General features: G+C 70.0%; 25 protein-coding genes and 2 pseudogenes. 6 read left to right on the plus strand and 21 right to left on the minus strand.

All coding sequences use genetic code 11. From position 1 onward, the window contains the following. Window positions 1–300, plus strand: a 300-nt coding sequence (locus ACZ7MG_RS30370; protein WP_471946240.1) for an aldehyde dehydrogenase family protein, incomplete at its 5' end; no start/stop codon positions are given. A 30-nt stretch (window positions 301–330) separates the two neighbouring features. Further along, on the plus strand, window positions 331–2,109 hold the full coding sequence (locus tag ACZ7MG_RS30375; protein WP_471387062.1) for a GMC family oxidoreductase N-terminal domain-containing protein: 1,779 nt from the start codon (window positions 331–333) through the stop codon (window positions 2,107–2,109). A gap of 22 nt (window positions 2,110–2,131) precedes the next feature. Here the strand turns inward: ACZ7MG_RS30375 and ACZ7MG_RS30380 are convergent, their stop codons facing one another. Next, window positions 2,132–2,443, minus strand: coding sequence for a hypothetical protein (locus tag ACZ7MG_RS30380; RefSeq protein WP_471387060.1), 312 nt, complete (start codon window positions 2,441–2,443; stop codon window positions 2,132–2,134). Window positions 2,444–2,523: 80 nt separating this feature from the next. On the opposite strand from ACZ7MG_RS30380, the gene ACZ7MG_RS30385 reads away from it, so the two are divergent. Beyond that, window positions 2,524–2,955 (plus strand): SDR family NAD(P)-dependent oxidoreductase, encoded by a 432-nt coding sequence (locus ACZ7MG_RS30385; protein WP_471387057.1) that lies wholly within the window; start codon window positions 2,524–2,526, stop codon window positions 2,953–2,955. On the opposite strand, the gene ACZ7MG_RS30390 is transcribed toward ACZ7MG_RS30385, so the two are convergent. From ACZ7MG_RS30390 to ACZ7MG_RS30445, 12 genes are all read right to left on the minus strand, one after another. After that, entirely contained in the window at window positions 2,927–3,649 is a 723-nt protein-coding gene (locus ACZ7MG_RS30390; protein ID WP_471387055.1) for a FadR/GntR family transcriptional regulator, read from the minus strand. The two genes, ACZ7MG_RS30385 and ACZ7MG_RS30390, sit on opposite strands and share 29 nt — an antisense overlap. Next, window positions 3,640–4,653: an aldo/keto reductase gene (locus ACZ7MG_RS30395; protein WP_471387397.1), complete on the minus strand. Its 1,014-nt coding sequence runs from the start codon at window positions 4,651–4,653 to the stop codon at window positions 3,640–3,642. The genes ACZ7MG_RS30390 and ACZ7MG_RS30395 overlap by 10 nt, the downstream gene beginning before the upstream one ends. A gap of 68 nt (window positions 4,654–4,721) precedes the next feature. Next, window positions 4,722–5,789 carry a PfkB family carbohydrate kinase gene (locus tag ACZ7MG_RS30400; protein ID WP_471387052.1) on the minus strand — a complete coding sequence of 356 codons (1,068 nt, stop codon included), beginning with the start codon at window positions 5,787–5,789 and terminating at the stop codon, window positions 4,722–4,724. Beyond that, window positions 5,786–6,415, minus strand: coding sequence for a bifunctional 4-hydroxy-2-oxoglutarate aldolase/2-dehydro-3-deoxy-phosphogluconate aldolase (gene eda, locus ACZ7MG_RS30405; RefSeq protein WP_471387050.1), 630 nt, complete (start codon window positions 6,413–6,415; stop codon window positions 5,786–5,788). Before eda ends, ACZ7MG_RS30400 begins: the two co-directional genes overlap by 4 nt. Beyond that, on the minus strand, window positions 6,412–7,173 hold the full coding sequence (locus ACZ7MG_RS30410) for an SDR family oxidoreductase (RefSeq protein WP_471387047.1): 762 nt from the start codon (window positions 7,171–7,173) through the stop codon (window positions 6,412–6,414). Before ACZ7MG_RS30410 ends, eda begins: the two co-directional genes overlap by 4 nt. Further along, window positions 7,170–8,213, minus strand: coding sequence for a zinc-dependent alcohol dehydrogenase (locus tag ACZ7MG_RS30415; protein WP_471387045.1), 1,044 nt, complete (start codon window positions 8,211–8,213; stop codon window positions 7,170–7,172). Before ACZ7MG_RS30415 ends, ACZ7MG_RS30410 begins: the two co-directional genes overlap by 4 nt. Continuing rightward, entirely contained in the window at window positions 8,210–8,641 is a 432-nt protein-coding gene (locus ACZ7MG_RS30420; RefSeq protein WP_471387042.1) for an RbsD/FucU domain-containing protein, read from the minus strand. The genes ACZ7MG_RS30415 and ACZ7MG_RS30420 overlap by 4 nt, the downstream gene beginning before the upstream one ends. Continuing rightward, window positions 8,632–9,519 carry an amidohydrolase family protein gene (locus ACZ7MG_RS30425; protein ID WP_471387039.1) on the minus strand — a complete coding sequence of 296 codons (888 nt, stop codon included), beginning with the start codon at window positions 9,517–9,519 and terminating at the stop codon, window positions 8,632–8,634. Before ACZ7MG_RS30425 ends, ACZ7MG_RS30420 begins: the two co-directional genes overlap by 10 nt. Continuing rightward, window positions 9,512–10,846, minus strand: coding sequence for an L-fuconate dehydratase (locus ACZ7MG_RS30430; protein ID WP_471387036.1), 1,335 nt, complete (start codon window positions 10,844–10,846; stop codon window positions 9,512–9,514). Before ACZ7MG_RS30430 ends, ACZ7MG_RS30425 begins: the two co-directional genes overlap by 8 nt. A 111-nt stretch (window positions 10,847–10,957) precedes the next feature. Next, window positions 10,958–12,001 carry an ABC transporter permease gene (locus ACZ7MG_RS30435; RefSeq protein ID WP_471387034.1) on the minus strand — a complete coding sequence of 348 codons (1,044 nt, stop codon included), beginning with the start codon at window positions 11,999–12,001 and terminating at the stop codon, window positions 10,958–10,960. Beyond that, on the minus strand, window positions 11,994–13,556 hold the full coding sequence (locus ACZ7MG_RS30440) for a sugar ABC transporter ATP-binding protein (protein WP_471387031.1): 1,563 nt from the start codon (window positions 13,554–13,556) through the stop codon (window positions 11,994–11,996). The genes ACZ7MG_RS30435 and ACZ7MG_RS30440 overlap by 8 nt, the downstream gene beginning before the upstream one ends. 46 nt (window positions 13,557–13,602) lie before the next feature. Beyond that, window positions 13,603–14,667 carry a sugar ABC transporter substrate-binding protein gene (locus ACZ7MG_RS30445; RefSeq protein ID WP_471387028.1) on the minus strand — a complete coding sequence of 355 codons (1,065 nt, stop codon included), beginning with the start codon at window positions 14,665–14,667 and terminating at the stop codon, window positions 13,603–13,605. 450 nt (window positions 14,668–15,117) lie between these two features. Between ACZ7MG_RS30445 and ACZ7MG_RS30450 the strand changes: the two genes are divergently transcribed. Further along, window positions 15,118–17,349 carry an alpha-L-fucosidase gene (locus tag ACZ7MG_RS30450; protein WP_471387025.1) on the plus strand — a complete coding sequence of 744 codons (2,232 nt, stop codon included), beginning with the start codon at window positions 15,118–15,120 and terminating at the stop codon, window positions 17,347–17,349. A 130-nt stretch (window positions 17,350–17,479) separates the two neighbouring features. Here ACZ7MG_RS30450 and ACZ7MG_RS30455 read toward each other — a convergent pair whose 3' ends face one another. From ACZ7MG_RS30455 to ACZ7MG_RS30465, 3 genes are all read right to left on the minus strand, one after another. Next, complete coding sequence (locus ACZ7MG_RS30455) at window positions 17,480–18,424, minus strand: NAD(P)-dependent alcohol dehydrogenase (RefSeq protein WP_471387023.1); 945 nt, start codon at window positions 18,422–18,424, stop codon at window positions 17,480–17,482. An 81-nt stretch (window positions 18,425–18,505) separates the two neighbouring features. Then, window positions 18,506–18,982, minus strand: coding sequence for a peroxiredoxin (locus tag ACZ7MG_RS30460; protein WP_471387020.1), 477 nt, complete (start codon window positions 18,980–18,982; stop codon window positions 18,506–18,508). A 32-nt stretch (window positions 18,983–19,014) separates the two neighbouring features. Further along, on the minus strand, window positions 19,015–19,686 hold the full coding sequence (locus tag ACZ7MG_RS30465) for an SDR family NAD(P)-dependent oxidoreductase (RefSeq protein ID WP_471387017.1): 672 nt from the start codon (window positions 19,684–19,686) through the stop codon (window positions 19,015–19,017). Between the two features lie 19 nt (window positions 19,687–19,705). On the opposite strand from ACZ7MG_RS30465, the gene ACZ7MG_RS30470 reads away from it, so the two are divergent. Then, on the plus strand, window positions 19,706–20,104 hold the full coding sequence (locus tag ACZ7MG_RS30470) for a hypothetical protein (RefSeq protein WP_471387014.1): 399 nt from the start codon (window positions 19,706–19,708) through the stop codon (window positions 20,102–20,104). Here ACZ7MG_RS30470 and ACZ7MG_RS30475 read toward each other — a convergent pair. Further along, on the minus strand, window positions 20,091–21,041 hold the full coding sequence (locus ACZ7MG_RS30475; protein WP_471387011.1) for an NmrA/HSCARG family protein: 951 nt from the start codon (window positions 21,039–21,041) through the stop codon (window positions 20,091–20,093). The genes ACZ7MG_RS30470 and ACZ7MG_RS30475 overlap by 14 nt on opposite strands. Before the next feature lie 98 nt (window positions 21,042–21,139). Then, window positions 21,140–21,883: an NADPH-dependent F420 reductase gene (locus ACZ7MG_RS30480; RefSeq protein WP_471387008.1), complete on the minus strand. Its 744-nt coding sequence runs from the start codon at window positions 21,881–21,883 to the stop codon at window positions 21,140–21,142. Window positions 21,884–22,098: 215 nt separating this feature from the next. Here ACZ7MG_RS30480 and ACZ7MG_RS30485 point away from each other — a divergent pair, with 215 nt between their 5' ends. After that, a complete protein-coding gene (locus ACZ7MG_RS30485; RefSeq protein ID WP_471387005.1) occupies window positions 22,099–22,788 on the plus strand; it encodes a TetR/AcrR family transcriptional regulator in 690 nt (229 codons plus the stop codon). Between the two features lie 5 nt (window positions 22,789–22,793). On the opposite strand, the pseudogene ACZ7MG_RS30490 reads toward ACZ7MG_RS30485, so the two are convergent. From ACZ7MG_RS30490 to ACZ7MG_RS30500, 3 genes and pseudogenes are all read right to left on the minus strand, one after another. Beyond that, window positions 22,794–23,492 (minus strand): annotated as a pseudogene (locus tag ACZ7MG_RS30490) (transposase); the annotation flags it as partial. Window positions 23,493–23,820: 328 nt separating this feature from the next. Then, window positions 23,821–23,991 (minus strand): DUF5670 family protein, encoded by a 171-nt coding sequence (locus tag ACZ7MG_RS30495; RefSeq protein WP_471387002.1) that lies wholly within the window; start codon window positions 23,989–23,991, stop codon window positions 23,821–23,823. A 166-nt stretch (window positions 23,992–24,157) separates the two neighbouring features. Next, window positions 24,158–24,352 (minus strand): annotated as a pseudogene (locus tag ACZ7MG_RS30500) (zinc-binding dehydrogenase); the annotation flags it as partial. Between the last annotated feature and the right edge of the window lie 34 nt (window positions 24,353–24,386).

Genomic DNA, 24,386 nt, shown 5'->3' on the forward strand with positions numbered 1-24,386 from the left:
TGGACCAAGGACGGCCGCCGCGGCCGCGAGGTCGCCTCCCGCGTCCGCGCCGGCACGGTCAACGTCAACGAGGGCTACGCCTCCGCCTACGGCTCGGTCCAGTCCCCCATGGGCGGCATGAAGGACTCCGGCCTCGGCCGCCGCCACGGCTCCGAGGGCATCCTCAAGTACACCGAGGCACAGACGGTCGCCCAGCAGCGCCTGCTGCCCATGGCCCCGTCCCTCGGCATGGACGACGAGAAGTACGCCGCATTCATGACCCGCAGCCTTCAGCTGATGAAGGCTCTGCGCTTCAAGTAGGAACACTTCGGTTCTCAACGAGGAGAGCACATGTCCCAGGACACCTATGACTACGACGTCATCGTCGTCGGCTCCGGCTTCGGCGGCAGCGTCACCGCCCTGCGCCTCACCGAGAAGGGTTACAAGGTCGGCGTCCTGGAAGCCGGCCGCCGCTTCACCCGCGACACCCTCCCCAAGAACTCCTGGGACCTGAAGAACTACCTCTGGGCCCCGCAGCTCGGCTGCTACGGCATCCAGCGCATCCACCTCCTCGGCAACGTGATGGTGCTGGCCGGAGCGGGCGTCGGCGGCGGCTCGCTCAACTACGCCAACACCTTGTACATCCCGCCGAAGCCCTTTTTCGACGACCCCCAGTGGCGTGACATCACCGACTGGCAGGAGGAGCTGAAGCCGTACTACGACCAGGCCCGCCGTATGCTCGGCGTCCGGCTCAACCCGACGATGACGCCCTCGGACGTGCACCTGAAGGCCGCCGCCGAACGGATGGGCGTCGGCGACAGCTTCCACCTCGCCCCGGTCGGCGTCTTCTTCGGTGACGGCGAGGACGCCGACGGCAAGGCCAAGGCCGCCCCCGGCGACCGGGTCGCCGACCCCTACTTCGGCGGCGCGGGCCCCGCCCGCAACGCCTGCACCGAGTGCGGCGAATGCATGACCGGCTGCCGCCACGGCGCCAAGAACACCCTCAACGAGAACTACCTCCACCTCGCCGAGCAGGCGGGCGCGATCGTCCACCCCATGACCACCGTCGTCTCCGTCACCGACGACTCGCAGGGCGGCTACGCGATCGCCACCCTGCCCACCGACGACCGCAGCAAGGCCAAGGGGCGGATCTTCAGGGCCCGCCGGGTCGTCATCGCCGCCGGCACCTACGGCACCCAGACCCTCCTGCACCGTATGAAGGCCGACGGCCGGCTGCCGTACCTCTCCGACCGCCTGGGCGACCTCACCCGCACCAACTCCGAAGCACTGGTCGGCGCCCAGAGCGACAACCGCCGCTACCGCAAGGCGCACGGCACCCCGAAGGCCGACTTCACCCGGGGCGTCGCGATCACGTCCTCCGTCCACCCGGACGAGAACACGCACATCGAGCCGGTCCGCTACGGCAAGGGGTCGAACGCGATGGGCGGCCTGTCGATCCTCCAGGTCCCGTACGCGGAAGGCTCCTCCCGCGTCCTCGGCTGGCTGGCGAACGCGGCCCGCCACCCCCTCCTGGTGCTGCGCTCGCTGTCCAACCGGCGCTGGTCGGAACGGACCATCATCGGCCTGGTGATGCAGTCACTGGACAACTCCCTGACGACGTACCTGAAACCGGCCGGCGTCGGCAAGGGCCTGCTCACCGCCCGGCAGGGCCACGGCGCCCCCAACCCCAAGCAGATCAGGGCCGCTTCGGAGGCGGCCACCGCGCTCGCCGCCGAGATCAACGGCTTCGCCGGCAGCAATGTCGGCGAGCTGATGGGCACACCGCTCACCGCGCACTTCCTCGGCGGCTGCCCCATCGGCGACTCCCGCGAGAGCGGGGTCATCGACCCGTACCACCGGCTGTACGGCCATCCGGGCATCTCGGTCGTGGACGGCGCCGCCGTCTCCGCGAACCTGGGCGTGAACCCGTCCCTCACCATCACGGCCCAGGCCGAGCGCGCGATGTCGTACTGGCCCAACAAGGGCGAGGCGGACCCGCGGCCGGCACAGGGAGCCGCGTACGAGCGGCTTCGGCCCGTCGAGCCGAAGAGCCCCGCCGTCCCGGAGTGGGCGTTCGGCGCGCTGAAGCTGCCGTTCCTGGGCATGCCCGCCGTGCCGCCGCAGAAGTAGAACAAACCATCGAAGGACCTGCTCACCCGGGAAGCCCCCGGCCGACGCCGACCGGTGTGTTCGGTTCGGCTCGCGGGCCGGTGCACACCACGTCGATCAGGCGCCGCCGGGTTTCCGGGTCGCCGCCCTGACGTTCCCGGCTCAGACAGCCGACCAGGAGCGCCGCGGTGTGCGAGCGGGCCAAGGCCAGCACCAAGACGATGTACCGCCGATGGTCGAACAAGGACGAGCTGATGACCGCGGCGCTGCGCCGGGCCGCCCTGTGCGCGCCATCACCATCGGCACGGACGACGCGGAGGAACGCGCCACGACCAGCGGGGAGAACGGCCGCCACGTTGTTGTCATCGTCGGCGCGGGGGGCGAAGCCGTCGCGAACTACGACTCGGTCGCCACCCCGAGGGCGGCAAGGCCATCGTGCAGACCGCGCTCGACGCCTTCGGGACCGTGGACATCCTGATCAACAACGCGGGCGACATCCGCAACGCCCCCTTCACCGAACTCACCCCCGAGTCGATCGAGGCGCTGCTCGCCGTCCACGTCAAGGGCGCCTTCTACGTCACCCAGCCCGCCTTCGCCGTGATGCGCGACAAGGGCTACGGCCGGATCGTCTTCACGTCCTCCGCCGCCGGCATCCTCGGCAACCCCGAGCAGGCCAACTACGCCGCCGCCAAGGGAGCCGTCCTGGGCCTGGCCAACTTGGTGGCCCTGGAAGGCGCCCCCCACGGCATTCATCAGTCGGCCCCTGGTCCCGGGCGGTGCGTGCCGGCACCGGGCCAGCGGGTGTCTCCCGAAGGGGCCGCGCTGACCGCGTCGCCCTTCACTCCGGCGTTGTGGCCCCTAAATTGAGGGCGTTGCCAGAGCGCAGGTGCTGCCTGAGCCATTGTTCGGTGCTGGTCACGTGCAGCAGTGCGGCGGCCTGGCTGAGGGCGGCGTCACGGTTGGACAGGGCATTGAAGATCGCCTCGTGCTCGGCGAGGGTCCGGCCTGCGACCTGGGTGTCGACCAGGCCGCGCCAGATGCGGGCCCGCAGGGTGTGGCCGGAGATGCCCTCCAGGAGGGTGAGGAGGGTCTCGTTGCCGGTGGCCGAGACGACGGCGCGGTGGAAGGCGACGTCGTGGAGGTTGAGCTGTTCGACGTCGTCGCGGGCCTCGCGCATGGCGTCCAAGTGCCGCTTCACCTCGGCCAGTTGGGTGTCGGAGATGCGGGTGGCGGCAAGTGCCGTGGCCATCGGTTCGAGGAGCCGCCGTACCTCCATGAGGTCCTGCAGGGCGACCGAGTCTCCCTGCAGCAGTTCCACCGCGCCGCCGAGTCCCTCCAGGAGCAGGCTCGGCTGCAGGCTCGTGACGTATGTGCCGTCGCCCCGGCGGACCTCCAGGACCCGGGCGACGGCCAGCGCCTTGACCGCTTCGCGCGCGAGGTTGCGGGACAGACCCAGCTGAGCCGCCAGGTCCGGCTCCGGGGGGAGCTTCGATCCCGGCGGCAGCGCGCCGGTGCGGATCAGCTCACGGATCTGATCGATGGCCTTGTCCGTCAGAGACAATGCGAACTCCTCCCCGTGCCGTCCGCGCCGGGCACGTCCGACCTGATCAGTCCTTGGGCCCGGAGATCGTCCCAGAGGCCTTCGGGGATGTGCTGGTGGTGGAGTTCCACGTTCCGTTCGACCTGTTCCGCAGTCCGCATACCGAGGGTGACATTGATGATAGTGGGATGAGTGTGCGGGAAGGCGATCGCTGCCGCGGGCAGCGTCGTCCCGTGGGCCGCGCAGATCTCCGCGATCGCCAGGGCGCGGGCGACCAGAGCCGGCGGGGCATCCTGGTAGTCGTACTTCATGCCCTCGGCGGGCCGGTCGCGGGAGAGCAGTCCCGAGTTGAAAACGCCGACGGCCACCACGCTCTTGCCGAGTTCCTCGGCGGCGGGCAGGACGTCGTCCAGGGCCGACTGGTCGAGGAGGGTGTAGCGGCCGGCGAGCATCACCACGTCGGCGGCGGTCTCGCGCAGGAAGCGGGCGAGCATGACCGACTGGTTCATGCCGGTGCCGATCGCGCCGATCACGCCCTGGTCGCGAAGATCCGCCAGTGCGGGCATGGCCTCCTCGGCGGCCTGCCGCCAATGGTCGTCGGGGTCGTGCAGGTAGACCATGTCCAGCCGGTCGAGGCCCGTCCTGGCCAGCGTGGCCTCGATGGACCGCAGGACGCCGTCCCGGCTGAAGTCCCACTGGCGGCGCAGGTCGTCCCGTACGACGAAGCCCTCGCTGTCGACGCCCCGTGGGTGCTCGTTGGGGACGAGCAGCCGGCCGACCTTGGAGGAGACGACGTACTCGGCACGGGGCCGCCGACGCAGGGCGCCGCCCAGCCGCATCTCGGACAGGCCGAGGCCGTAGTGCGGGGCCGTGTCGAAGTAACGGACACCCGCGTCCCAGGCGGCTTCGATCGCCGCGGTCGCGTCCTCGACGGGGGTGACGCGGTACAGGTTGCCGATGACGGAGGCCCCGAAGCCGAGTTCGGTCAGCTCCACAGGGGTGTTCGCGATCTTCCGGCGTCCGATGGTCCGATGTCTCAACTGCGCTCCTGGTGACTACGGGGGGCGGGTGATGCGGGCCGTTCAGGGGTGGATCAGCGTCTGACGGCGGCCGAACCGTCGGCCAGGAGCGCCTCGACCTCGGCGAGCGAGGCCATGGAGACGTCCCCGGGGGTGGTCATGGTGAGGGCACCGTGCGCGGTGCCGTAGGCGAGGGCCCGCTCCAAGCCGGCGGCGGTCGGCGGCCCCGGCCAGGCGTCCGCACCGGTCAGCAGACCGTGGATGAGACCGGCGGCGAAGCCGTCGCCGGAGCCGATGCGGTCCAGGACGTGCAGGCCGGGCATCCGGGGGCCGGCGACCAGGCCGGTCCCCGGAGACCAGGCGGCCGACGCCCAGTCGTTGACGCCCGCCGAGGGCACTTCGCGCAGGGTCGTCGCCAGCACGCCGGCCGTCGGTACGAGACTCGCGACCTCGGCGAGCACGTCCGCCACCTCGTCGGCGAGGACCCGCACGGCACCCGGGCGCGGGCCGGCCAGGCCCAAGGCACCCACCACCACGTCGGCGTGCCGGGCGAGCCGCAGATCGACCTCGCGGGCCCGGTCGGCGCCCCCTCGGCCCGCCCACAGACTGGGGCGGTAGTTCGGGTCGTAGGAGACCGTGACGCCGTGGCGGCGGGCCGCCGCCATCGCCTCGTCCGCGACGTCCACGGTGGTGTCCGACAGGCCGGCGAAGATGCCGCCGGTGTGGAACCAGCGGGGACCGGCGGCGAAGATCGCGTCCCAGTCGATGTCCCCCTTGGCCAGCTGGGAGACGGCCGTGTGCGCGCGGTCGCTGACGCCGAGCGCGCCGCGTATGCCGTAGCCGCGCTCGACGAAGTTGAGGCCGTTGCGGGCGGTGCGGCCGATGCCGTCGTCCGGCACCCAGCGGATCAGCGAGGTGTCGACTCCGCCCTGGAGGATCAGGTCCTCGACCAGCCGGCCCACCGCGTTGTCGGCGAGCGCGGTCACGATGGCCGTGCGCAGGCCGAAGCAGCGCCGCAGTCCGCGTACGACGTTGTACTCGCCGCCGCCCTCCCAGACCTGGAAGGTGCGGGCGGTACGGATGCGGCCCTCGCCCGGGTCGAACCGCAGCATGACCTCGCCGAGGGCCACCACGTCGGTCACGACAGGTTCCTTCCGACGGCCTCGGCGGTGAGCCGGCGGATCTCCTCGTAGTCGCCCCGTTCCAGGTGCGCGGCGGTCGCCATCCAGCTGCCGCCGACGGCGAGGACCGCCGGCTCGGCGAGATAGCCGGCCAGCAGGCCGGCGCCGATCCCGCCGGTCGGCACGAAGCGCGCCTGTGGGAACGGCGCGGCGAGCGCCCGCAGCGTCCGCAGGCCGCCGAGGGCTTCGGCGGGGAAGAGCTTGACGGTGTCGAGGCCCGCCCGCAGGGCACACATCAGCTCGGTGGCGGTGGCGACGCCCGGCACCACCGGCACGTCCAACTCCCGGCACTTCGCGACGACTTCCTCGCTGAAGCCGGGGGAGACCACGAAGCGGGCACCGGCCGCCACGGCCCGCTCCGCCTGCTCGGCGGTGAGGACGGTGCCGGCGCCGACCGTGAGTCCGCCGTGCGCCGCCATCGCCTTGACCACCTGCTCGGCGTCCCGGGTGCGGAAAGTGACTTCGGCGCACCCGGCGCCGCCCGAGGCGAGCGCGTCGGCCAGCCGGGCGGCCGTACCGGCGTCCGGCACGGTCAGTACCGGCATGACGCGGGCGCCGGCCAGGACGGGGGCGAGGTCGGCGGTCATCGGCCGAGCCATCCGCCGTCGACGGGCAGGATGACGCCGTGGAGGTAGGAGGCGGCGTCCGAGGCGAGGAACACGGTGGCGCCTCCCAGGTCGTCGGCGCTGCCCCAGCGTCCGGCCGGGATGCGGTCCAGGATGGCCTTGCTGCGTACGGGATCGTCCTGGAGGGCCTGGGTGTTGTCGGTGGCGATGTAGCCCGGGGCGATGGCGTTGACGTTGACGCCCCGCGCGGCCCATTCGTTGGCCAGGGCCTTGGTCAGGCCGGCGATACCGTGCTTGGCGGCGGTGTAGCCGGGGACGGTGATGCCGCCCTGGAAACTGAGCAGCGACGCCGTGAAGATGATCTTCCCTTGGCCGCGGGCCACCATCGCCGCACCGACCGCGCGGGAGAGGGCGAACTGCGCGTTGAGGTTGACCTGGAGCACCAAGTCCCAGTCGGTGTCGGCATGTTCGGCGGCCGGGGCGCGGCGGATGGTGCCCGCGTTGTTGACCAGGATGTCCACCGGCCGCTCGCGTCCGGCGAGGTCCGCGCCCAGGGCCTGTACGGCATCGGGGTCGGCGAAGTCGGTGCGGATCGCCTCGAACGTACGGCCCGCGGCGACGACGTCCTTCTCGACGTCGCTGCCGGACTCCTCCAGCGAAGCGCTGACGCCGATGACGTCGGCGCCGGCCTGGGCGAGCGCGCGGGCCATGGCCCGGCCGATGCCGCGCCGGGCGCCGGTGACGACGGCCAGCTTTCCGGTGAGGTCGAAGGCGTTCATACGGCGGCTCCCTGCGCGTCGTCGGTGCAGTCCACGAGGATCTTCATCACGTCGCCGCCGCCCTCCAGGGCCTCGAAGGCGGCCGGCGCCTGCGTGAGAGGTACGACCTTGCTGATGAGCCGCTCGGCCGGGATCGTGCCGTCGGCGACCAGGGCGACGGCGTTCTCGAAGTCGGAGCGGTCGTACAACCGGGCGCCGACAAGGGTGAGTTCGCGCCAGAAGAAGCGGTGCAGGTTGATCTCGCGGGGCCGGGGGTGGATGGCCACGAGGCACAGCCGGCCTCGCACACCCAGCACCTCGACCGCCGTGTCCACCCCGCCGGCCGCGCCGGACACCTCGAAGGCGACGTCGGCGCCCGCGTCCTCGGTCCACTCGCCGACCAGCTCGGTCACGTCGTCCGCGGCGGGGTTCCAGGTGGTGAGCCCCAACTCCTCGGCGAGCGCGCGCCGATGGGCGCTGAGTTCCGCGACGCGGACCTCGGCGCCGGCGGCCCGGGCGACCAGCGCGATCAGGAGGCCGACCGGGCCGCCGCCGACCACGACGACCTTCTCGCCCTCGCGCACCCCGGCCCGGCCCACGTCGTGCACGGCGACCGCGGTCGGCTCGACGAGCGCGGCCCGGTCCAGGGGGAGGGAGTCGGGCAGCCGGACGAGCGTGGCGGCGGGCACGGTCCAGCGCTGCTGCATCGCGCCCGGGGAGTCGATGCCGATGAAGTCCAGGTGCTGGCAGATGTGCTGGTGACCGGCCCGGCAGGCGGGGCAGGTGTCGTCCCAGCGCAGCGGCATGACGGTGACCGCGTCACCGGGTGCCCAGCCGGTCACGTCCGGTCCGACGCGGACGACACGGCCGGACATCTCGTGCCCGAGCACGGCGGGCGTGGCGACCCGGGCGTCCATGTCGCCGTGGAAGATGTGCAGGTCGGTGCCGCAGATCCCGACGTAGGCGGGGGCCAGCTCCACCTCCCCGGGCCCGGGAGGCGGGTTCTCGGAGGTGGCGGTGTCCAGGGAGCGCGCGGCGGTGTAGCGCACGGCAAGCGTCATGTCAGGGTCCCTTCAGCGCGGACGCCGATGGTGAGCAGCAGGTTGGCGTAGGTACGGGTGTCGGCGGTGACGATCGCCAGCGCCAGGTCGGGGGAACGGGCGGCGTCGTAGAACTCGAAGCGGCCGAGCGTGCCGAGCGGGGCGGGCGCCAGCATCGAGCGGTACTCGGCGATGTCGGGCGGCTCCGGTTCGCCCTCAGGGGGCACCATCACCTGGGCCGACTCGACGGGCAGGGCGCTCAGCAGGACGTCGAGCACGGTGGTGACGTCGAGCAGTCCGGGAGCCAGATTGAAATGGACGGTCCGGGCGCGTGCACCGGTGGCGGTGCTCGCGGGGTAGTGGCCGTCGGCGAGCAGCACCCGCGCCCCGTGGCCGGCACCGGCCAGCGCTTCCAGGATCCCGGGGTGCAGCAGGCGGGTCAGGAGCACGACGTCTCCTCCTTCAGACGGTAGAAATCGGTGGCGGTGCCGGCGAGGACCGCATCGGTCTCGGCGGCGGAGCAGCCGGCCAGGAGCTCCTCGACGGTGGCGGCCCACCGGTTCCAGCCGCCCGCGAGAACGCAGACCGGCCAGTCCGAGCCGAACATCAGCCGGTCGGCACCGAAGGCGGAGAGCAGGGCGTCCCACACCGGGCGGATGTCGTCGATCGTCCATCCGCGGTGGTCGGCTTCCGTGATCAGCCCGGAGACCTTGCACCGCACGTGGGGGCTGCCGGCCAGAACGCGGATCTTCCGCTCCCAGCCGGACAGCCCGTGGCGGCCGACAGGAGGCTTGCCCGCGTGGTCAAGGACCAGGGGCAGCTCCGGGAAGCGCTGGGCGAGGCGGATCGCCTGCGGGAACTGGTGGGCGCGGATGAGTACGTCGTAGCCGAGACCTCTGTCCCGCACGGCCCGCAACCCCCGCTCGACGGCCGGATGTTGCAGCCACGCCGGGTCGGACTCGCCCTGCACGATGTGTCGTAGGGCCCGCAGGTGTCCGCCGCCGGGCCCGGCGAGCAGCGCGTCGAGTACGTCGCCGATCGCGGGCGAGGTGAGGTCCGCCCAGCCGACGACGGCGCCGATCAGTGGGTCCTGGCCGGCGAGGGCCAGCAGCTCCTCGGTCTCGGAGACGGAGGTCACGCACTGGACGAGCACGGTGGACGTCAGCCACCGTCCGGCGATCGGCCGGGTCGCGTCCCGTCGCAGGTCGTCGACGCCGTAGGTCCGGCGGATCGACTCGTGACCCGGCTCGTCCAGCCAGGGCTGGGGGCGGTGGTCGAGGTTCCACACGTGGTGGTGCGAGTCGACCAGGGGGAGCACCTCAGGCACGGGCGGACCAGACGGGGCCGTCGGGGTACGTGTACTCCTTGAGGGACTCGGGGTGCATCTGCGCGCTCAGTCCGGGCAGGGTGGGCGCGAGGTAGTGGCCGCCGGCCATGCGCACCGGGTCGACGAAGTGCTCGTGCAGGTGGTCGACGTACTCGATGACCCGGTCCTCGGTGGTGGCGGAGACGGCGACATAGTCGAACATCGACAGGTGCTGCACCATCTCGCACAGGCCGACACCGCCGGCGTGCGGGCACACCGGGACGCCGTACTTCGCGGCGAGCAGCAGGATCGCGAGGTTCTCGTTGACCCCGCCGACCCGGGCGGAGTCGATCTGCACGATGTCCACCGCCCCGGCCTGCAGGAGCTGCTTGAACACGACACGGTTGGCTATGTGCTCACCGGTGGCGACCTTGATCGGGAGCACGGCCTCGCGGACGGCGGCATGGCCGAGGATGTCATCGGGGGAGGTGGGCTCCTCGATCCAGTACGGGTCGTAGGGGGCCAGCGCCCGCATCCAGTCGATCGCGGGCTGGACGTCCCATCTCTGGTTGGCGTCCACGGCGATGCGGATGTCCGGTCCGACGGTCTCACGGGCCGTGCGCATGCGCCGTACGTCGTCGTCCAGGTCCGCGCCGACCTTCAGCTTGATCTGGGTGAAGCCGTCCGCGACGGCCTCCCGGGCGAGCCGGGCGAGCTTCTCGTCGGAGTAGCCGAGCCAGCCGGGGGTGGTGGTGTAGGCGGGATAGCCGTGCTCCAGCAGCCGGGCGATGCGCTCCTCACGGCCGGGTTCGGCACGCTTGAGGATCTCCAGCGCCTCCTCGGGGGTGAGGGCGTCGGACAGCCAGCGGAAGTCGACCTGGGCGACCAGCTCCTCGGGCGACATCTCACCCAGGAAGCGCCAGACGGGCTTGTCGGCCCGCTTGGCGGCCAGGTCCCAGGCGGCGTTGACGACGGCGCCGGTCGCCATGTGGATGGCGCCCTTCTCCGGTCCCAGCCAGCGCAGTTGGGGGTCGTGGACCAGGGAGCGGGAGAACGCGCCGAGATCGCCGCAGACCTCGTCGACGGACAGGCCCACCACGTGCGGGGCGAGGGCCGCGATGGCGGCGGCCTGCACGTCGTTGCCGCGGCCGGTGGTGAAGGCCAGGGCGTGGCCCTCAAGACCGTCGCCCGCGTCGGTGCGCAGGACGACGTAGGCGGCCGAGTAGTCGGGCTCGGGGTTCATCGCGTCCGAACCGTCCAGGTGCTCGGACGTGGGGAACCGTACGTCGAGGACGTCCAGGGCGATGATGCGGGCGGACGCCGACGGAGGGGACACAACGGAGGACATGGCAGCTCCTGGGAGAGCAGGGGCGAACGGCCCCTGCGACGAGATGGGGAACGACGGAGGAGGTCCGGCGGCCGGGTGGTCACGCGTGGTTCCGTGCCGGCCGCACGGAGGTCACTCCTGGACCTTGCCGCCCGTGATGCGCGAGATCATCAGTGCGACGAGGATGATCAGGCCGTTGAGGGCGCCGATCCACTGGGCCGGGACACCGGCGAGCGTGAGCACGTTCTGGATCATGAAGAGCAGCAGGATGCCGCTGAAGGCGCCGAACATGGTGCCCTTGCCGCCGTTGAGGCTGATCCCGCCGATGACGGCGGCGGCGAAGACGGTGAAGATGTAGCCGTTGCCCTGCGCGGAGGCGACCGAGGCCAGCCGTCCGGACAGCAGCAGTCCGGCGAGGGCGGCGAGCACGCTGCCGGTGACGATGACGATCCACAGCACCCGGTCGGTGCGGATACCGGCCGCCTTCGCGGCGTCGACGTTGCCGCCGATGGCGTAGAGCGAGCGGCCGAAGCTGGTCCAGCCGAGGACGACGATGGCAACGGCGAACAGGGTGAGGCAGAGCCAGATGGAGGCGGGCATCCCGAACCATTCGGCGGTGCCCAGGTAGAGCATCGACTCCGGCAGCTGGAAGAAGGTCTGGCCGCCGGAGATGCCGGTGAGGACACCGCGCAGGACGATCAGCATGCCGAGGGTGACGATGAAGCCGTTCAGGCCGAAGCGGATGATCAGCAGGGCGTTGATGACGCCGACCAGCGCGCCCACGGCCAGGGTGACCGGGATCGCCCAGGCACCGGGGAGGAGCCCGAGGCCGTGTCCGGCACCGGTGGGTACGACCAGCCAGGCCGCGACGCCGGGCGCGAGGCCCATGGTGGATTCGAGCGACAGGTCCATCTTCTTGACGATCAGGACCATGGCCTGGGCGAGGACCAGCAGGGCGATCTCGGACATCGTCTGCAGGACGTTGACGAGGTTGTCGGCCTGGAGGAAGACGGGGTTGACGATCTGGCCGACGATCGCGATGACGATGATCGCGGGGACGAGGGCGAGGTCGCGCAGCCGGGCCACCGGTATCCGGCCGCCGAAGAGCGCGGTCCGCCTGGCCTCGGGCTCCTTGGCCTTGGGGGCGGGGGTGTCCGCGAGGACGGTTTCAGGCATGAAGGTCCACTCCTTCCATCGCGGCCACGAGGTCGTGGTCGTGCCAGCCGCGGGCGATCTCTGAGGTCACTCGGCCCTGGAACATCACCAGGACCCGGTCACACATGCGCAGGTCGTCGAGCTCGTCGGAGGCGATGAGCACCCCGGTGCCGGTGTCCGCGGTCTCCTCGACCTTGCCGAGGAGGAACTCCTTGGAGCGCACGTCCACGCCCGCGGTCGGGTTGATCAGCACCAGCAGCTTCGGGTCGTCGGCGAGGGCCCGGGCCATGACGACCTTCTGCTGGTTGCCCCCGGACAGCGCGGAGACGGGCAGTTCGGGGCCGGGTGTCTTGATCGCCAGGTTCTCGATCATGCCCTCGGCGAGCCGGTCCCGGCTCCGCTTGCTGAGGAACCCGTTCTGCCCGAGCCGGTGAGGCACCGACAGGGTCGCGTTGTCCGCGATCGACATGTCGGGTACGAAGCCCTGGTGGTGCCGGTCCTGGGGGACGAACCCGGCGCCGGCGGCCAGGGCGGCCGGCACGCTGCCCGGGCGGGGCCGCCGCCCGGCGACCGCGACCTCTCCCGCGTCGGCGGCCCGCAGTCCTACGACGGTCTCGGCGACCTCCGTACGACCGCTGCCGGCCGCCCCCGCGAGTCCGACGATCTCCCCGGCGCCCACCTGGAAGGTGACGCCGTCGTAGGCGTCGCCGCGCAGGTCGCTGACGCTCAGTGCCGGCGTCGCGGCGGCGTCCAGGGAACTCGTCCGCTCCTGGCGCAGACCTGCCGCCGCCTCGCCGGTCATGGCACCGACGAGTTCGGTCCGGGGCAGCTCGGTGACAGGCGCGGTCAGGATGTGCCGGGCGTCCCGGAACACCGTCACCATGTCGCAGATCTCGTAGACCTCTTGGAGATGGTGGCTGATGAACAGGAAGGTCACGCCCTGGCGTTGCAGATCGCGGATCCGGTCGAAGAGCCGGGTGATCGCCGCGCCGTCGAGCTGGGCGGTGGGTTCGTCGAGGATGATGAACCGCGCCCCGAAGGACAGCGCGCGGGCGATCTCGACGAACTGCCGTTGTTCGACGTCGAGTTCACCCGCCGGGGTCTGCGGGTCGACGTCCACGGACCAGGTGGACAGCAGGTCCGCGGCCCGCCGGCGTACGCCCTGCCAGCTGATCAGCCTGCCGCGGCCGTGGCCGTGCCGGTTCAGGAAGAGGTTCTCGGCCACGGTCAGGGTGGGGATGATCGTCGACTTCTGGTAGACGCAGGCCACGTTGCGGCGCCAGGCGTCGCGGTCCGTGATCCGGGGGGCCGGGGCGCCGCCGAAGGTGACCGTTCCCTCGTCCGGGGCCTGAAGTCCGGTGAGGACGGACACCAGAGTCGACTTGCCGGCTCCGTTGCGGCCGACGAGCGCGTGGGTCTCGCCGGGCCTGATGGTGATCCGGGCCCCGTTCAGGGCCACCGTCGGTCCGAATCGTTTGACTATGCCCGTCGCCTCGACGACGGGCGGGCCGGCAGGGGCCCGTCCGTCGTCCGCCGGGGCGGGCGCGGGGGTGACTGTTCGCTCCCCGTCGCTCATCTCAACCGCCTTGTGTGCGAGTGCCTTCGAAATATCTGACAGACCATCAGTTGAGGTTGTTGCCCCACAGGGACGTGTCGGTGCTCTTCAGGCTCGGCACTCCGCCGTAGGTGCCGCCGTCGGCGGTGACCAGCGGGGCGGAGAGCTGGTCCTCCAGCAGCCCTTCGCGGACCTGGACGATGGTGCTGTCGTGGTCGGTCTTGCCGGGCTTGAACGTCTTCCCGTCGATCGCGGCCTTGAGGTAGTACAGGGCGTACTTGGCGTAGAGGTCGGCCGGCTGAGAGACGGTGGCGTCGATCTGCCCGGCGGCGATGTCCTTCAGCTCCTCGGGGATGCCGTCGTTGGAGACGACGAACACATGCTTCTTGTCCTTCGGGTCCACCAGCAGACCCTTCTGCTTCAGGACCTGGAGCGTGCCGGACAGGGCGAAGCTGGACTGCATGTAGACGCCCTTGATGTCCGGGTGCTGGGTCAGACGCGTCTGGAGCTTCTGCGCGGCCACCGCGCCGTCCCAGTTGGTGGCCTCACCGAACACCGTGATGTCCGGGAAGTTCTTCTTCATGCACTCGTTGAACGCCTCGGTGCGGTCACGGCCGTTGATGGAGTCCAGGCCGCCCTGCAGCATGACGACCTTGCCCTTGCCGTCGAGCTGGGCGCCGAGGTACTGGCACGCCTTCTCGCCGTACGCGCGGTTGTCGGCGCGCACGACCATGTAGACCTTGCCGCTGTCGGGGCGGGTGTCGACGGTGACGACCGGGATCTTCTTCGCCTCCAGCTGCGCCAGGGTGGGCGCGATGGCGGCGGTGTCCTGCGGGGCCATGGCGAGGCCCTTCACGCCCTGGCTGATGAACGTCTGCGCGTTGGCGGTCAGCTTGGCGACGTCGTTCTGCGAGTTCGTGGTCTTGAGCGAGAGGCCGAGCTCCTTGGCGTACTCCGGCGAGTACTTGATGTACGAGTTCCAGAAGTCGGTGTCGGAACGGGGGTAGTCCACGCCGACCAGGGCCGTGCCGTCGCTCGTCGCGGTGGTGCTGCCGGAGCCGCCGCAGGCGGTGAGCAGAGCCAGTGCGGAGAGCGCGGCAGCGGCGGAACAGAGGGTGGTTCTGACTCTCATCGGTAGGTCCTCACGCTGGTCCCGTAGCGGGAGATGTTTCAGGTAGGCGACAACTGTCTGCCATCGCCTCGGAGAGATGGGATGTATGTATAGATGCCCAGTCGGGGTTCTGTCCAGCCTCTCGACTGCCTCACCACATAACCCCAGCTAGTTGACTTACCTACGATCTGAGATTTCAGGGCCGAGGTAAATGCATCCCATCAATCGTGGCCAGTCTGTGACGTGATCCAGCCGCATGCGGTCGGCGAGACATGCCATGTTTTGAAGGTGCGAAACAGGTCGAAACCATGACAGACATGGCAAATCGCCTTGCCGGTTACCGCTTTTCATCCCTGCACGACTGTTGACACGCCGGGGACACATGGTCGAACTTCGTCCGTAACACCCGGCGCCCCAGACTCCCTGAGTGCTGCGCCGGCCCCTGTCTCTCCTCCGTACCAGGGATGTCCCATGTCGAGTTCGATCAACAGACGCCAGTTCCTGGCCGGCGCCACCTGCGTCGCAGCGGCCACCGTGGCGGGCGGCGTCTTCGGTGCCGGCCTCGCGCAGGCGGCCCCGAGCACCTACACACCCGACTGGAACTCGGTCGACCAGCACCCGCCGGCCCCGGAGTGGTTCCAGGACGCCAAGTTCGGCATCTACTTCCACTGGGGTGCCTTCAGCGTTCCGGCGTACGACAACGAGTGGTACCCGCGCAACATGTACGCAAGCGGCAGCAACGCCAACAAGCACCACGTCGCGACCTACGGGCAGCCGGCGCAGTGGCCGTTCCACAACTTCATCGACGGAGCACAGGACCTGGCGGGCAACACCGTCAAGTTCGCGCCGAAGCTGAAGTCGGCCGGGGGGAACTTCGATCCCGACGAGTGGGTGCAGCTCTTCGTGGACGCCGGCGCCAGGTTCGCCGGCCCGGTCGCCGAGCACCACGACGGCTTCTCCATGTGGGACAGCCAGGTCAACGAGTGGAACTCGGTCGACAAGGGCCCGAAGCTCAACCTGCTGGAGCTGTTCACCACGGCCATCCGCGCCAAGGGCCTCAAGCTGCTGGTGGCCATGCACCACGCGTACAACTACAACGGCTTCTACGAGCGGGTGCCCGCCCAGACCGACCCGAGCCTGAAGAAGCTCTACGCGCAGCTGAGCAGGGTGGAGGAGAACCAGCTCTGGTACGACAAGCTCAAGGAGGTCATCGACCGCTCCCGGCCCGACATCCTGTGGCAGGACTTCAAGCTGGACGCCGTCGACGAACAACAGCGCCTGAACTTCCTGTCGTACTACTACAACCAGGCCAACAGCTGGGGCAAAGAGGTCGTCGCCACCTACAAGGACGGCATGAACGGCAAGGGCGAGGTCTTCGACTACGAGCGCGGCGGCCCGTCCGACCTCACCGCCCCTTACTGGCTGACCGACGACAGCGTCTCCAGCAACAGCTGGTGCTACACCCAGGGCATCGGCTACTACAGCACCCAGCAGATGCTGCACTCGTTCCTGGACCGGGTCAGCAAGAACGGCAACGTGCTGCTGAACATCGCGCCGATGGCCGACGGCACCATCCCGCAGACGCAGAAGAACATCCTGCTCGGCATCGGCGACCACCTGAAGCGCTTCGGTGAGTCGGTGTACTCGACCCGCGCGTGGACCACGTACGGCGAGGGGCCGACGAAGATGGGCGGCGGCGCCTTCACCACCCCGCACGCCGGTACCGCGCAGGACATCCGCTTCACCCGCAACAAGGCGAACAAGGTCCTGTACGCCACCGTCCTGGGCTGGCCCGGCAGCTCACTGACGATCAAGACCCTGAACTCGGACCGGATCAACCTCTCGTCGCTGACCTCGGTGAAGCTCCTCGGCACCACCGCCGGCACCTACATCGACCTGCCCACTCCCACCCAGAGCGCCTCCGGCCTGACGGTCACCCTGCCGTCCTCGGCGCCCTACACCGCGGGCGCCTATGTCGTGAAGCTCACCTTCTCCGGCACCATCCCGGGCCTGCGGCCGCTGTCCGGTGCCGTCGCCTTCAGCGACGTCAACTACTCGGGCCGAGTCGGCGTGCTCGCCCTCGGCGACTACACCGCGGACGAGCTGACGGCGGCAGGACTGGGTACGGACGTCCTCTCCTCCCTCCGGCTGGCCCCCGGCCACCGGGTGATCGGCTACTCCGGTGACAACTTCACCGGCACCTCCTGGACCTTCACCGCCGACAACCCCGACCTGCGGGTGACCGGCAACAACGACGCGATCACCTCGCTGAAGGTGCAGTTCAACCCGTCGACGTACCTCCGGCTCACCAACGTCACCGACGGCCTGGCCCTGGACAGCGGCGGCGACGTCGCATCGGGGTCCAACCTGAAGCAGTTGACGTGGGACGGCAGTTCCAACCTCCAGTGGCAGGCGGTGGAGGTCGGCGGCGGCTACTACAGGCTGGTCAACCGCGCCAACGGCATGGTCGCCGACGGCTGGGGTGCCACGGCCAACGGCTCCGCCGCCCGGCAGGCGACCTGGAACGGCAGTACCAACCAGCAGTGGACCATCACCCACCGGGGCGACGGCCGCTACTCGGTCGCCAACCGCACCACCGGCCTGGTCCTGGACGGCGGCGGCAACGTCGCCTCGGGGTCCGTGGCCAAGCAATGGGCGTACGGCAGCAGCACCAACCTGCTGTGGACCTTCACGGCACTCTGAGCGACGCGGGTTCCCTCCCACCGTCCCGCGGTGGGAGGGAACCGCTGATGTGCCCCGTCCGCAGAGAGGACGGGGCACATCGCTCCCCAGGGGAGGGCACGGATGTCCTCGACATGCGAGCAGGGCCGGCTCACCGAGTGGCGTCGACCACGCGCTTGCCTCGGGCGTGGCCGGTCTCGACCGCGCGGTGGGCGTCCTGGACAGCGCTGAGCGGGTAGACCTGCTCGACGATCGGGCGCAGTTCGCCGCGGTCCACGTAGCCGGTCAGGGTTTCCATGTCGTCGCGGCTCATCTTCTCGGACATGAAACGCATCCGGGGGCCGGGAAGCAGCACCGAGAGGAGGGCGAACGGCAGCCCCTTCATGGTCATGGTGACGGCGCGGCCACCCTTGCCCACCATCCGGTGGTACCGGCGCGCGGAGCCTCCGTGGCAGTCCACGAGTGCGTCGAACTCCCCCGCCAGGGCGCCAGGCCTGATCGAGTCGTAGTCGAGGACCTCGTCGGCCCCGAGTTCACGGCAGAAGTCGGCATTGCGGGCACTCGCGACGGCCGTGACCTTCGCGCCCATGGCCTTGCCGAGCTGGACGGCCGTGCTGCCGACTCCACCGCTCGCCCCGACCACCAGAAGCCGCTGGCCGCTCCGCAGCCGCAGGCCGTCCCGCAGGACCTGCAGAGCGGTGAGGCCTACGGCAGGCAGGGCCGCCGCCGAGACGAAGTCGATGCCGGCGGGCGCGGCCGCCATCTGCTCCGGTCTCGCGACGAGGTACTCGGCGACGGCACCGGTCTTGCGCATACGGATGCCCAGGAAGCCCCAGACCCGCTGCCCGGGTTCCAGACCGTCGACGCCCGGGCCGAGCTCGACCACCTCTCCCGCGTAGTCCACGCCGGTCCCGCGGGGGAACGAGCCCAGCCGGAGCCGTCGCATCTGGGTGTCGATGGGATTGACGCCGGACGCGTGCACCTTCACAAGTACCTGTCCGCGCGCCGGAGTCGGCACGGGGACATCGCGGATCTGCAGCACCTCCGGCCCACCGGAGCGGGCGATCTGGGCAGCTCTCATCGTGCCGTTCGGCATGGTCATGTTCCTGTCTGAAGTGTCGAATCAGGGGTCGGCCACCAGCTCCTGCGGCACAGCGGTCCGTCCGGCGTGAAGGCGTCAGGCCGATTTCTCGGTCTGGACGGTGCGGACCACGTCGAGCGCGTCGCCCACGTGCCGGTCCGTGTTGATCAGCGAGTTGAAGACGTGCCGGACCTTCCCCTGGCGGTCGATGACGTAGGTGACGCGGCCCGGGATGAGGCCCAGCACGCTGGGTACGCCGTAGTCCTTGCGTACCTGCCCGTCCTCGTCGCTCAGCAGGAGGAAGGGCAGGTTGTACTTGGCGGCGAAGGCCGCGTGCTTGTCCACCGAGTCGGAACTGACTCCGATGACCTCGGCCCCGGCGTCGGTGAACACCTCGTGGCTGTCCCGGAAAGCGCACGCCTCGGCCGTACAGCCGCGGCTTTCGTCCTTGGGGTAGAAGTACAGGACGACCGCCCCGTCGCCGAGCCGGTCGTACAGCCGGACCGGTGCGCCGGATTGCGACGGCAGCGTGAAGTCCGGTGCCGTGTCGCCTGTTTGGATGCCTTTTGCCATGTCTTCTGTCTCTTTTCTTCCGCCGGTGGGGCTCACTGCGTGGTGCCGGGCAAGGCGTGGATGATCTCGGGCTTGTCGCGCTTGCTGTGGGCGGTCCAGTAGTGCTCGGCGATGGTGTCGGCCTCGGTGCCGGGGGCACTGCCGATGAAGACGCTGATCGCCACATGGGCGGCGTGGATGCCGCGGTCCGCGAGCTCGACGTTCAGGGTCATCGCGTAGTTGCGCAGCGAGGCGGCGGCGATGCCGATGCTGCCGAACATGCCTCCCCGGTTCTGTACCGAGGAGCCGCCTGTGGAGAACAGAAGGGTGCCGGTGCCGCGCTCCAGCATGCTCGGGAGTACCTGGCTCACGGCGGCGACGGCGCCGTAGAGGTAGTGGTCGATCTGCGGCTGGAGGTCCTCGGCGGTCGCGTCGGCGGCAGCGACACCGGCGAGGCCCCGGTCGGCGGGCGAGTACTCCAGCACGTCGACGGGACCGAAGCGGTCGGCCGCGGCGGCCAGTGCGGAGCGCACGGTGTCCGGCCTCATCACGTCGGCGACGAAGGCGGCGGCCTCGACTCCGTCCGCCACGAGCTGCGCGGCCAGGGCCTCGACCTTCTCCTTGGTCCGGGAGACGAGGGCGACATGAAAGCCCTCGGATGCGAAACGGCGGGCGATGGACAGCCCCATGCCGGGGCCTGCTCCGATGATGGCGATGACGGGCATGCGATGAGCTCCTGTTCGAGTGGCGAGGCTGTGTGGAGACAGGGGTGTTGGGTTCGCTGCGCCAGCTGTCGGCGAGGGTGCCGGTGTCGACCGTGTCGTAGCCGAGGGTGTCCAGCAGTTCGGCCACCTCGGTCTTCGCGGTCGGGTCGTCGCCGGCGACGGGCAGGGCGCTGGAGGTCAGCGCGTCGGAGTCCAGCTCCGCGATGCGGCCGTCGCGGTCGGGGTAGTGGTTCGTCGTGTCGATCACGGTCTTGCCCGCAAGGGCGGCGACGGGCAGCTTGTCGCAGGCGACCAGCGGTACGGCGACCACGACCAGGTCACCGGCGTCGGCGGCGAGGCGGGCCAATGTGCCGCCGATCATGCCGGCGCCGATGATTCCGAGAGTTTTCGTCACAGGGTCACTGTCAGAGGGCCTTGAGCTGGTCCTTGTGCTCGGTCGCCCACTGCTCGAAGGTCTCGACCTCGGGGTTCAGGACGCGCACCACATCCAGGTCGCGGGCGCCGACGTACTCGGCGTTGAACGACCGCCAGTACTGGAGCATGTTGGCGAGGTTGTCGGCCGCGGAAGCGGGCAGGTCGAGGGCGTGCAGCTCGTCGATGGTGTACGGCTCGTAGCGAACCTCCTGCCCCAGGACCCGGGCCAGGGTGTCAGCCATGCCCGCACCGGTGAGGTGCTCGTTGGCGACACCGACGGTGCGGCCGATGAACTCGGGGTGGGTGAAGATGCCGAACGCGGAGCGGCCGATGTTCTTCACCGACAGGCTGGGCAGCAGGGCGTCACCGACGGCGATGGTCACCACGAGCGCACCGTCCTCGGCACGGCGCAGGAACATGGGGCCGAGCAGGTTCTCCCAGTAGAAGCAGGTGAGCATGAAGGTGGTGGGGACGCCCAGCTCACGGAAGTAGCCGTCCGCCTCACCCTTGGAGTCGAAGTGCGGGAGGTAACGGCCACCGTCGAGCTTGACGAAGCGCGGGTCGCCGTCGGCGATCACCTCGCGGGTGTCCTCCAGGGTCGACCAGATCACGTGCCGCACGCCGGCCTTCTTGACGGCGTCCGCCATGGTCTTGGCCTGCGCGGTCTCGCGGGCGGCGTCGCCGTGGTCGTAGAAGTCGGTCACCAGGAACGCGCCGTGGGCACCGGCGAACGCCGCCTCCAGGCAGGCCGGGTCGTCGGCGTCGGCGCGAACCACCTCGACGCCGCGCGACGCGAGGGCCTTCGCCTTCTCGGAGTCGGGGTCACGGGTCAGAGCGCGGACCGTCAGGCCGCTCTCGGGGTGCTCCAGGATGGCCTCGACGAGGCTGCCGCCCTGCGCGCCCGTCGCGCCGACGACCGCGATGACCTTGTTCTCGGACATGTGACATTCCTTGGGGGGTGGGGTGATCAACTCGCCCTTGTCGAAGGCGAGATGAGGAGTGCAGGGAGTGCAGGGAGTGCAGGGGTGTCGACGCCGGGCTAGTAGGAGAAACGGCCGCCCACCGCGCTCCGGACGGCGCTGCCGGTCAGTTCCTTCACCCGGTGTGCGGGCAGCGGGGCTCCGGACGTCTCACCGACCCAGCGCATGACCTCTTCCTGACCGGTGCCCAGCGGGGGCGAACCCGGGAAGTACGGAAACACGTAGACCGGGGTGTTGGGTTCGCTGCGCCAGCTCTCGGCGAGGGTGCCGATGTCCACCGCGTCGAAGCCGAGAGTGTCCAGCAACTCGGTCACCTCGGCCTTGGCCTCCGGGTGGTCACCGGCGATGGGCAGCGCACTGCGATCGGGTGCACCGGAGGGGCGGGCCAGGGTGAGCAGGCAGCGGAAGGCGATGTTGTTGCCCGCCTTGACCACACGGGAGTCGGCCAGATACCGCTGCACCAGGGCGCTGGAGGTCAGTTCAGCGGAGTCCAGCTCGCCGATCCGGCCGTCGCGCTCGGGGTAGTAGTTCATCGTGTCGACCACGGTCTTTCCCGCCAGGGCGGCGGTGGGAAGCGTGTCGTAGGCGACCAGCGGGATGGCGACCACGACCAGGTCACCGGCCTCGGCGGCCTCGGACGGAGTGGCCGCGCGGGCACGGGGGCCGAGTTCGGCGACCAGGCCGGTGAGGGTCTCGGGGCCCCGGGAGTTGCTCAGGACCACATTCAGGCCGGCGTCCACGGCATGGCGGGCCACAATGCCGCCGATCGCGCCGGAGCCGATGATTCCGAGGGTTTTCGTCACGTGTCGGATCTCCTGTAAGTCGACAGAACTGGGTCGCGGGCCGCCCGGGCGGAGCCGCGGAAGAGAGGGCACGGCAGGCCCGGGGTCAATCACGCAGGCGCGGTTTCGAGGGGACCCCGTCCCGCCGCGGCAAACATCCAAGTCGAGGGGTCCCTCATGTTGCCCACCGTACCAGAAAACATGAGGGCTGCCTCATGTTGGGTAGTATCTTGGGCATGTCCACTCATCGAGCACCCGCCGAAGCCGCGACAGGCCGTCCCCTGCGGCGTGACGCGCAGCGCAACCGGGACGCCCTGCTCTCGGCGGCTCGCGCGTGCCTGGCCGAGCAGGGCATGGAAGCCTCATTGGAGCAGGTGGCCAAGCGGGCGGGCCTGGCCATCGGCACGCTGTACCGGCATTTCCCCACGCGCCTCCACCTCGTGCAGACGGTGTTCGCCGACAAGATCGAGGCCTGGCAGGAGGCTGCCGAGAAGGCCGTGGCCATGGACGACGCGTGGGACGGCCTGTGCCTCTTCCTCGAGACGATGTGTGAACTCCAGGTCGGGGACAAGGGGTTCCAGGACCTGGCCGCCATCCGACTGCCGGAGACCGCGTGTCTCGCGGGCGCGCAGTCACGCATCTATGAACTCGCCGTCCGTATCGTGGAGCGCGCACAGGAGCAGGGAACTCTTCGTCCCGACGTCACACCCGAAGATCTCACCTTCGTGATCTGGGCCAACGGGAGCGTCACGGAAGCCACTGAGCACGTCGTGCCGGGGACTTGGCGCCGCTTCCTGCACCTGCTGCTCGACGGATTCCGCGCCGACCGGGCGCATTCACTTCCCCAACCACCGTTGAGCAAGGCCGAGTTGTACCGCGCAATGCTCCGCATCGACGGGAAACGCGACTGCACTGACAACGGCTGACACAGTGAGCCGAGTTGGCGGTGGGTGATGAGGCAGCAGGCGAGTTTGAGGAATGCTTCGTGCATGTCGGCCCGCCGTTCCCACCGGATCCGCAGACGGCGGAAGGCGTGCAGCCACGCGAAACTCCGCTCGACGACCACCGGTAGGTGCCCAGTCCTGTGCCGTGCAGGGTGCCGCGTCGGGCGATTGCGGGCACGATGCCGCGGGCGCGGACCTGGTCGCGGTAGATGTCGTGGTCGTAGCCTCGGTCGGCGACCAGCGAATCCGGCTTGCGGCGGGGACGGCCGACCCGGCCGCGGACCGGCGGGATCGCGTCGAGCAGTGGCAGGAGTTTGCCCGGCCCCGGTCGACCGGCGAGGGGCCCGTGTGGCTCCCCCTTTTAGCGCCCTGACGTGGGAGGAATCGACCACGCACCGGGACCGGTCCAGCCGCGATGCCGCGTTCAACTCGGCCAGCAGGACCTCGTGCAGCCGCTGCCGGACGCCTGCCTCGTTCCAGTCCCGCAACCGGCGCCGGCACGTCATGCCCGAGCCGAAGCCCAACTTCTGGGGCAGGTACTCCCACTGGATCCCGGTCTGCAGCACGTACAAGATCCCGCACAGGACTTCCCGGTCCGGCAATGCCTTGCGGCCGGGATACCGGAACCTGCGCTCACGCTGCGGCAGCAGCGGCTCCAGGCGGTCCCGCAACTCATCCGACACGATCCACGGCGACGTCCCCGCACCAGACCGAACGCTCAACTCCCGCACCAGTCACGGCAACAGCTGTTGGGAGCGGCCTGCCTCGTCCACCTGGGAGTGCGAGCCGTGCTGGCCGCGCGACGGGCCACCGGGCCAGAGACGGCCGAGGTGGCCGAGGTGGCCGAGGCCACCGATGGCCTGGGAGACAGCGCTCCCCCGCGGGCTTCGGCCGACCACGGCCCGGTCCACGGCGGCGGCTCGGCAGCGCGGCAGATCTTCTTCCTCGGCACCCTGGACATCGTCAGCGGTGTCGCCTACTGGTACGTCGCCGTCACCGCGCGACTACGGCGGCCTACCAGCGATACCAGCGGCCTCGCTTCCCACTCGGTCCGGCAGAGCGCGCGAAGAAGCCGACCAGCCAGAGGATCAGCACGATCACGGCGATCCACCACAGGGCCTTGAGGGCGAACCCGGCGCCGAAGAGGATCAGGGCGAGCAACAGAACGAGCAGCAGGGGAACCATGGTTATCAACCTCCGTCCCGCCGTGTGCCCCGACCTGATCTCCACACACCCCGCAAGATCTGTCTGTTTCGTATCCGCCGCCCGGGGCATCCGATGGACTGCGGACGAGGAGGCGGCGGGATACCTGGGGAGGTCGAACGCCGCCTCCTCGACTTGGTCGGGGCCGGGCCACCGTCAACACGATCTTGCCTTGGATGTGGCCCTGCGCGGCTCGCGTGTGTGCCCCGGCCGCTTCGGACAGCGGGTAGGTGCTGTCCACCCCGACCTGGAGCTTGCCCTCGTCGAACAGGCGCCCGATCTCGGCGAGCTGGCGGCCGTCGGAACGCACCTGAATGTTCGAGACGGTGATGCCCAGACGCGCCATAAGCATTGAGTTTCTCGCCGGCCAGATGTGC

The organism is Streptomyces sp. NPDC107538, from assembly GCF_055657445.1.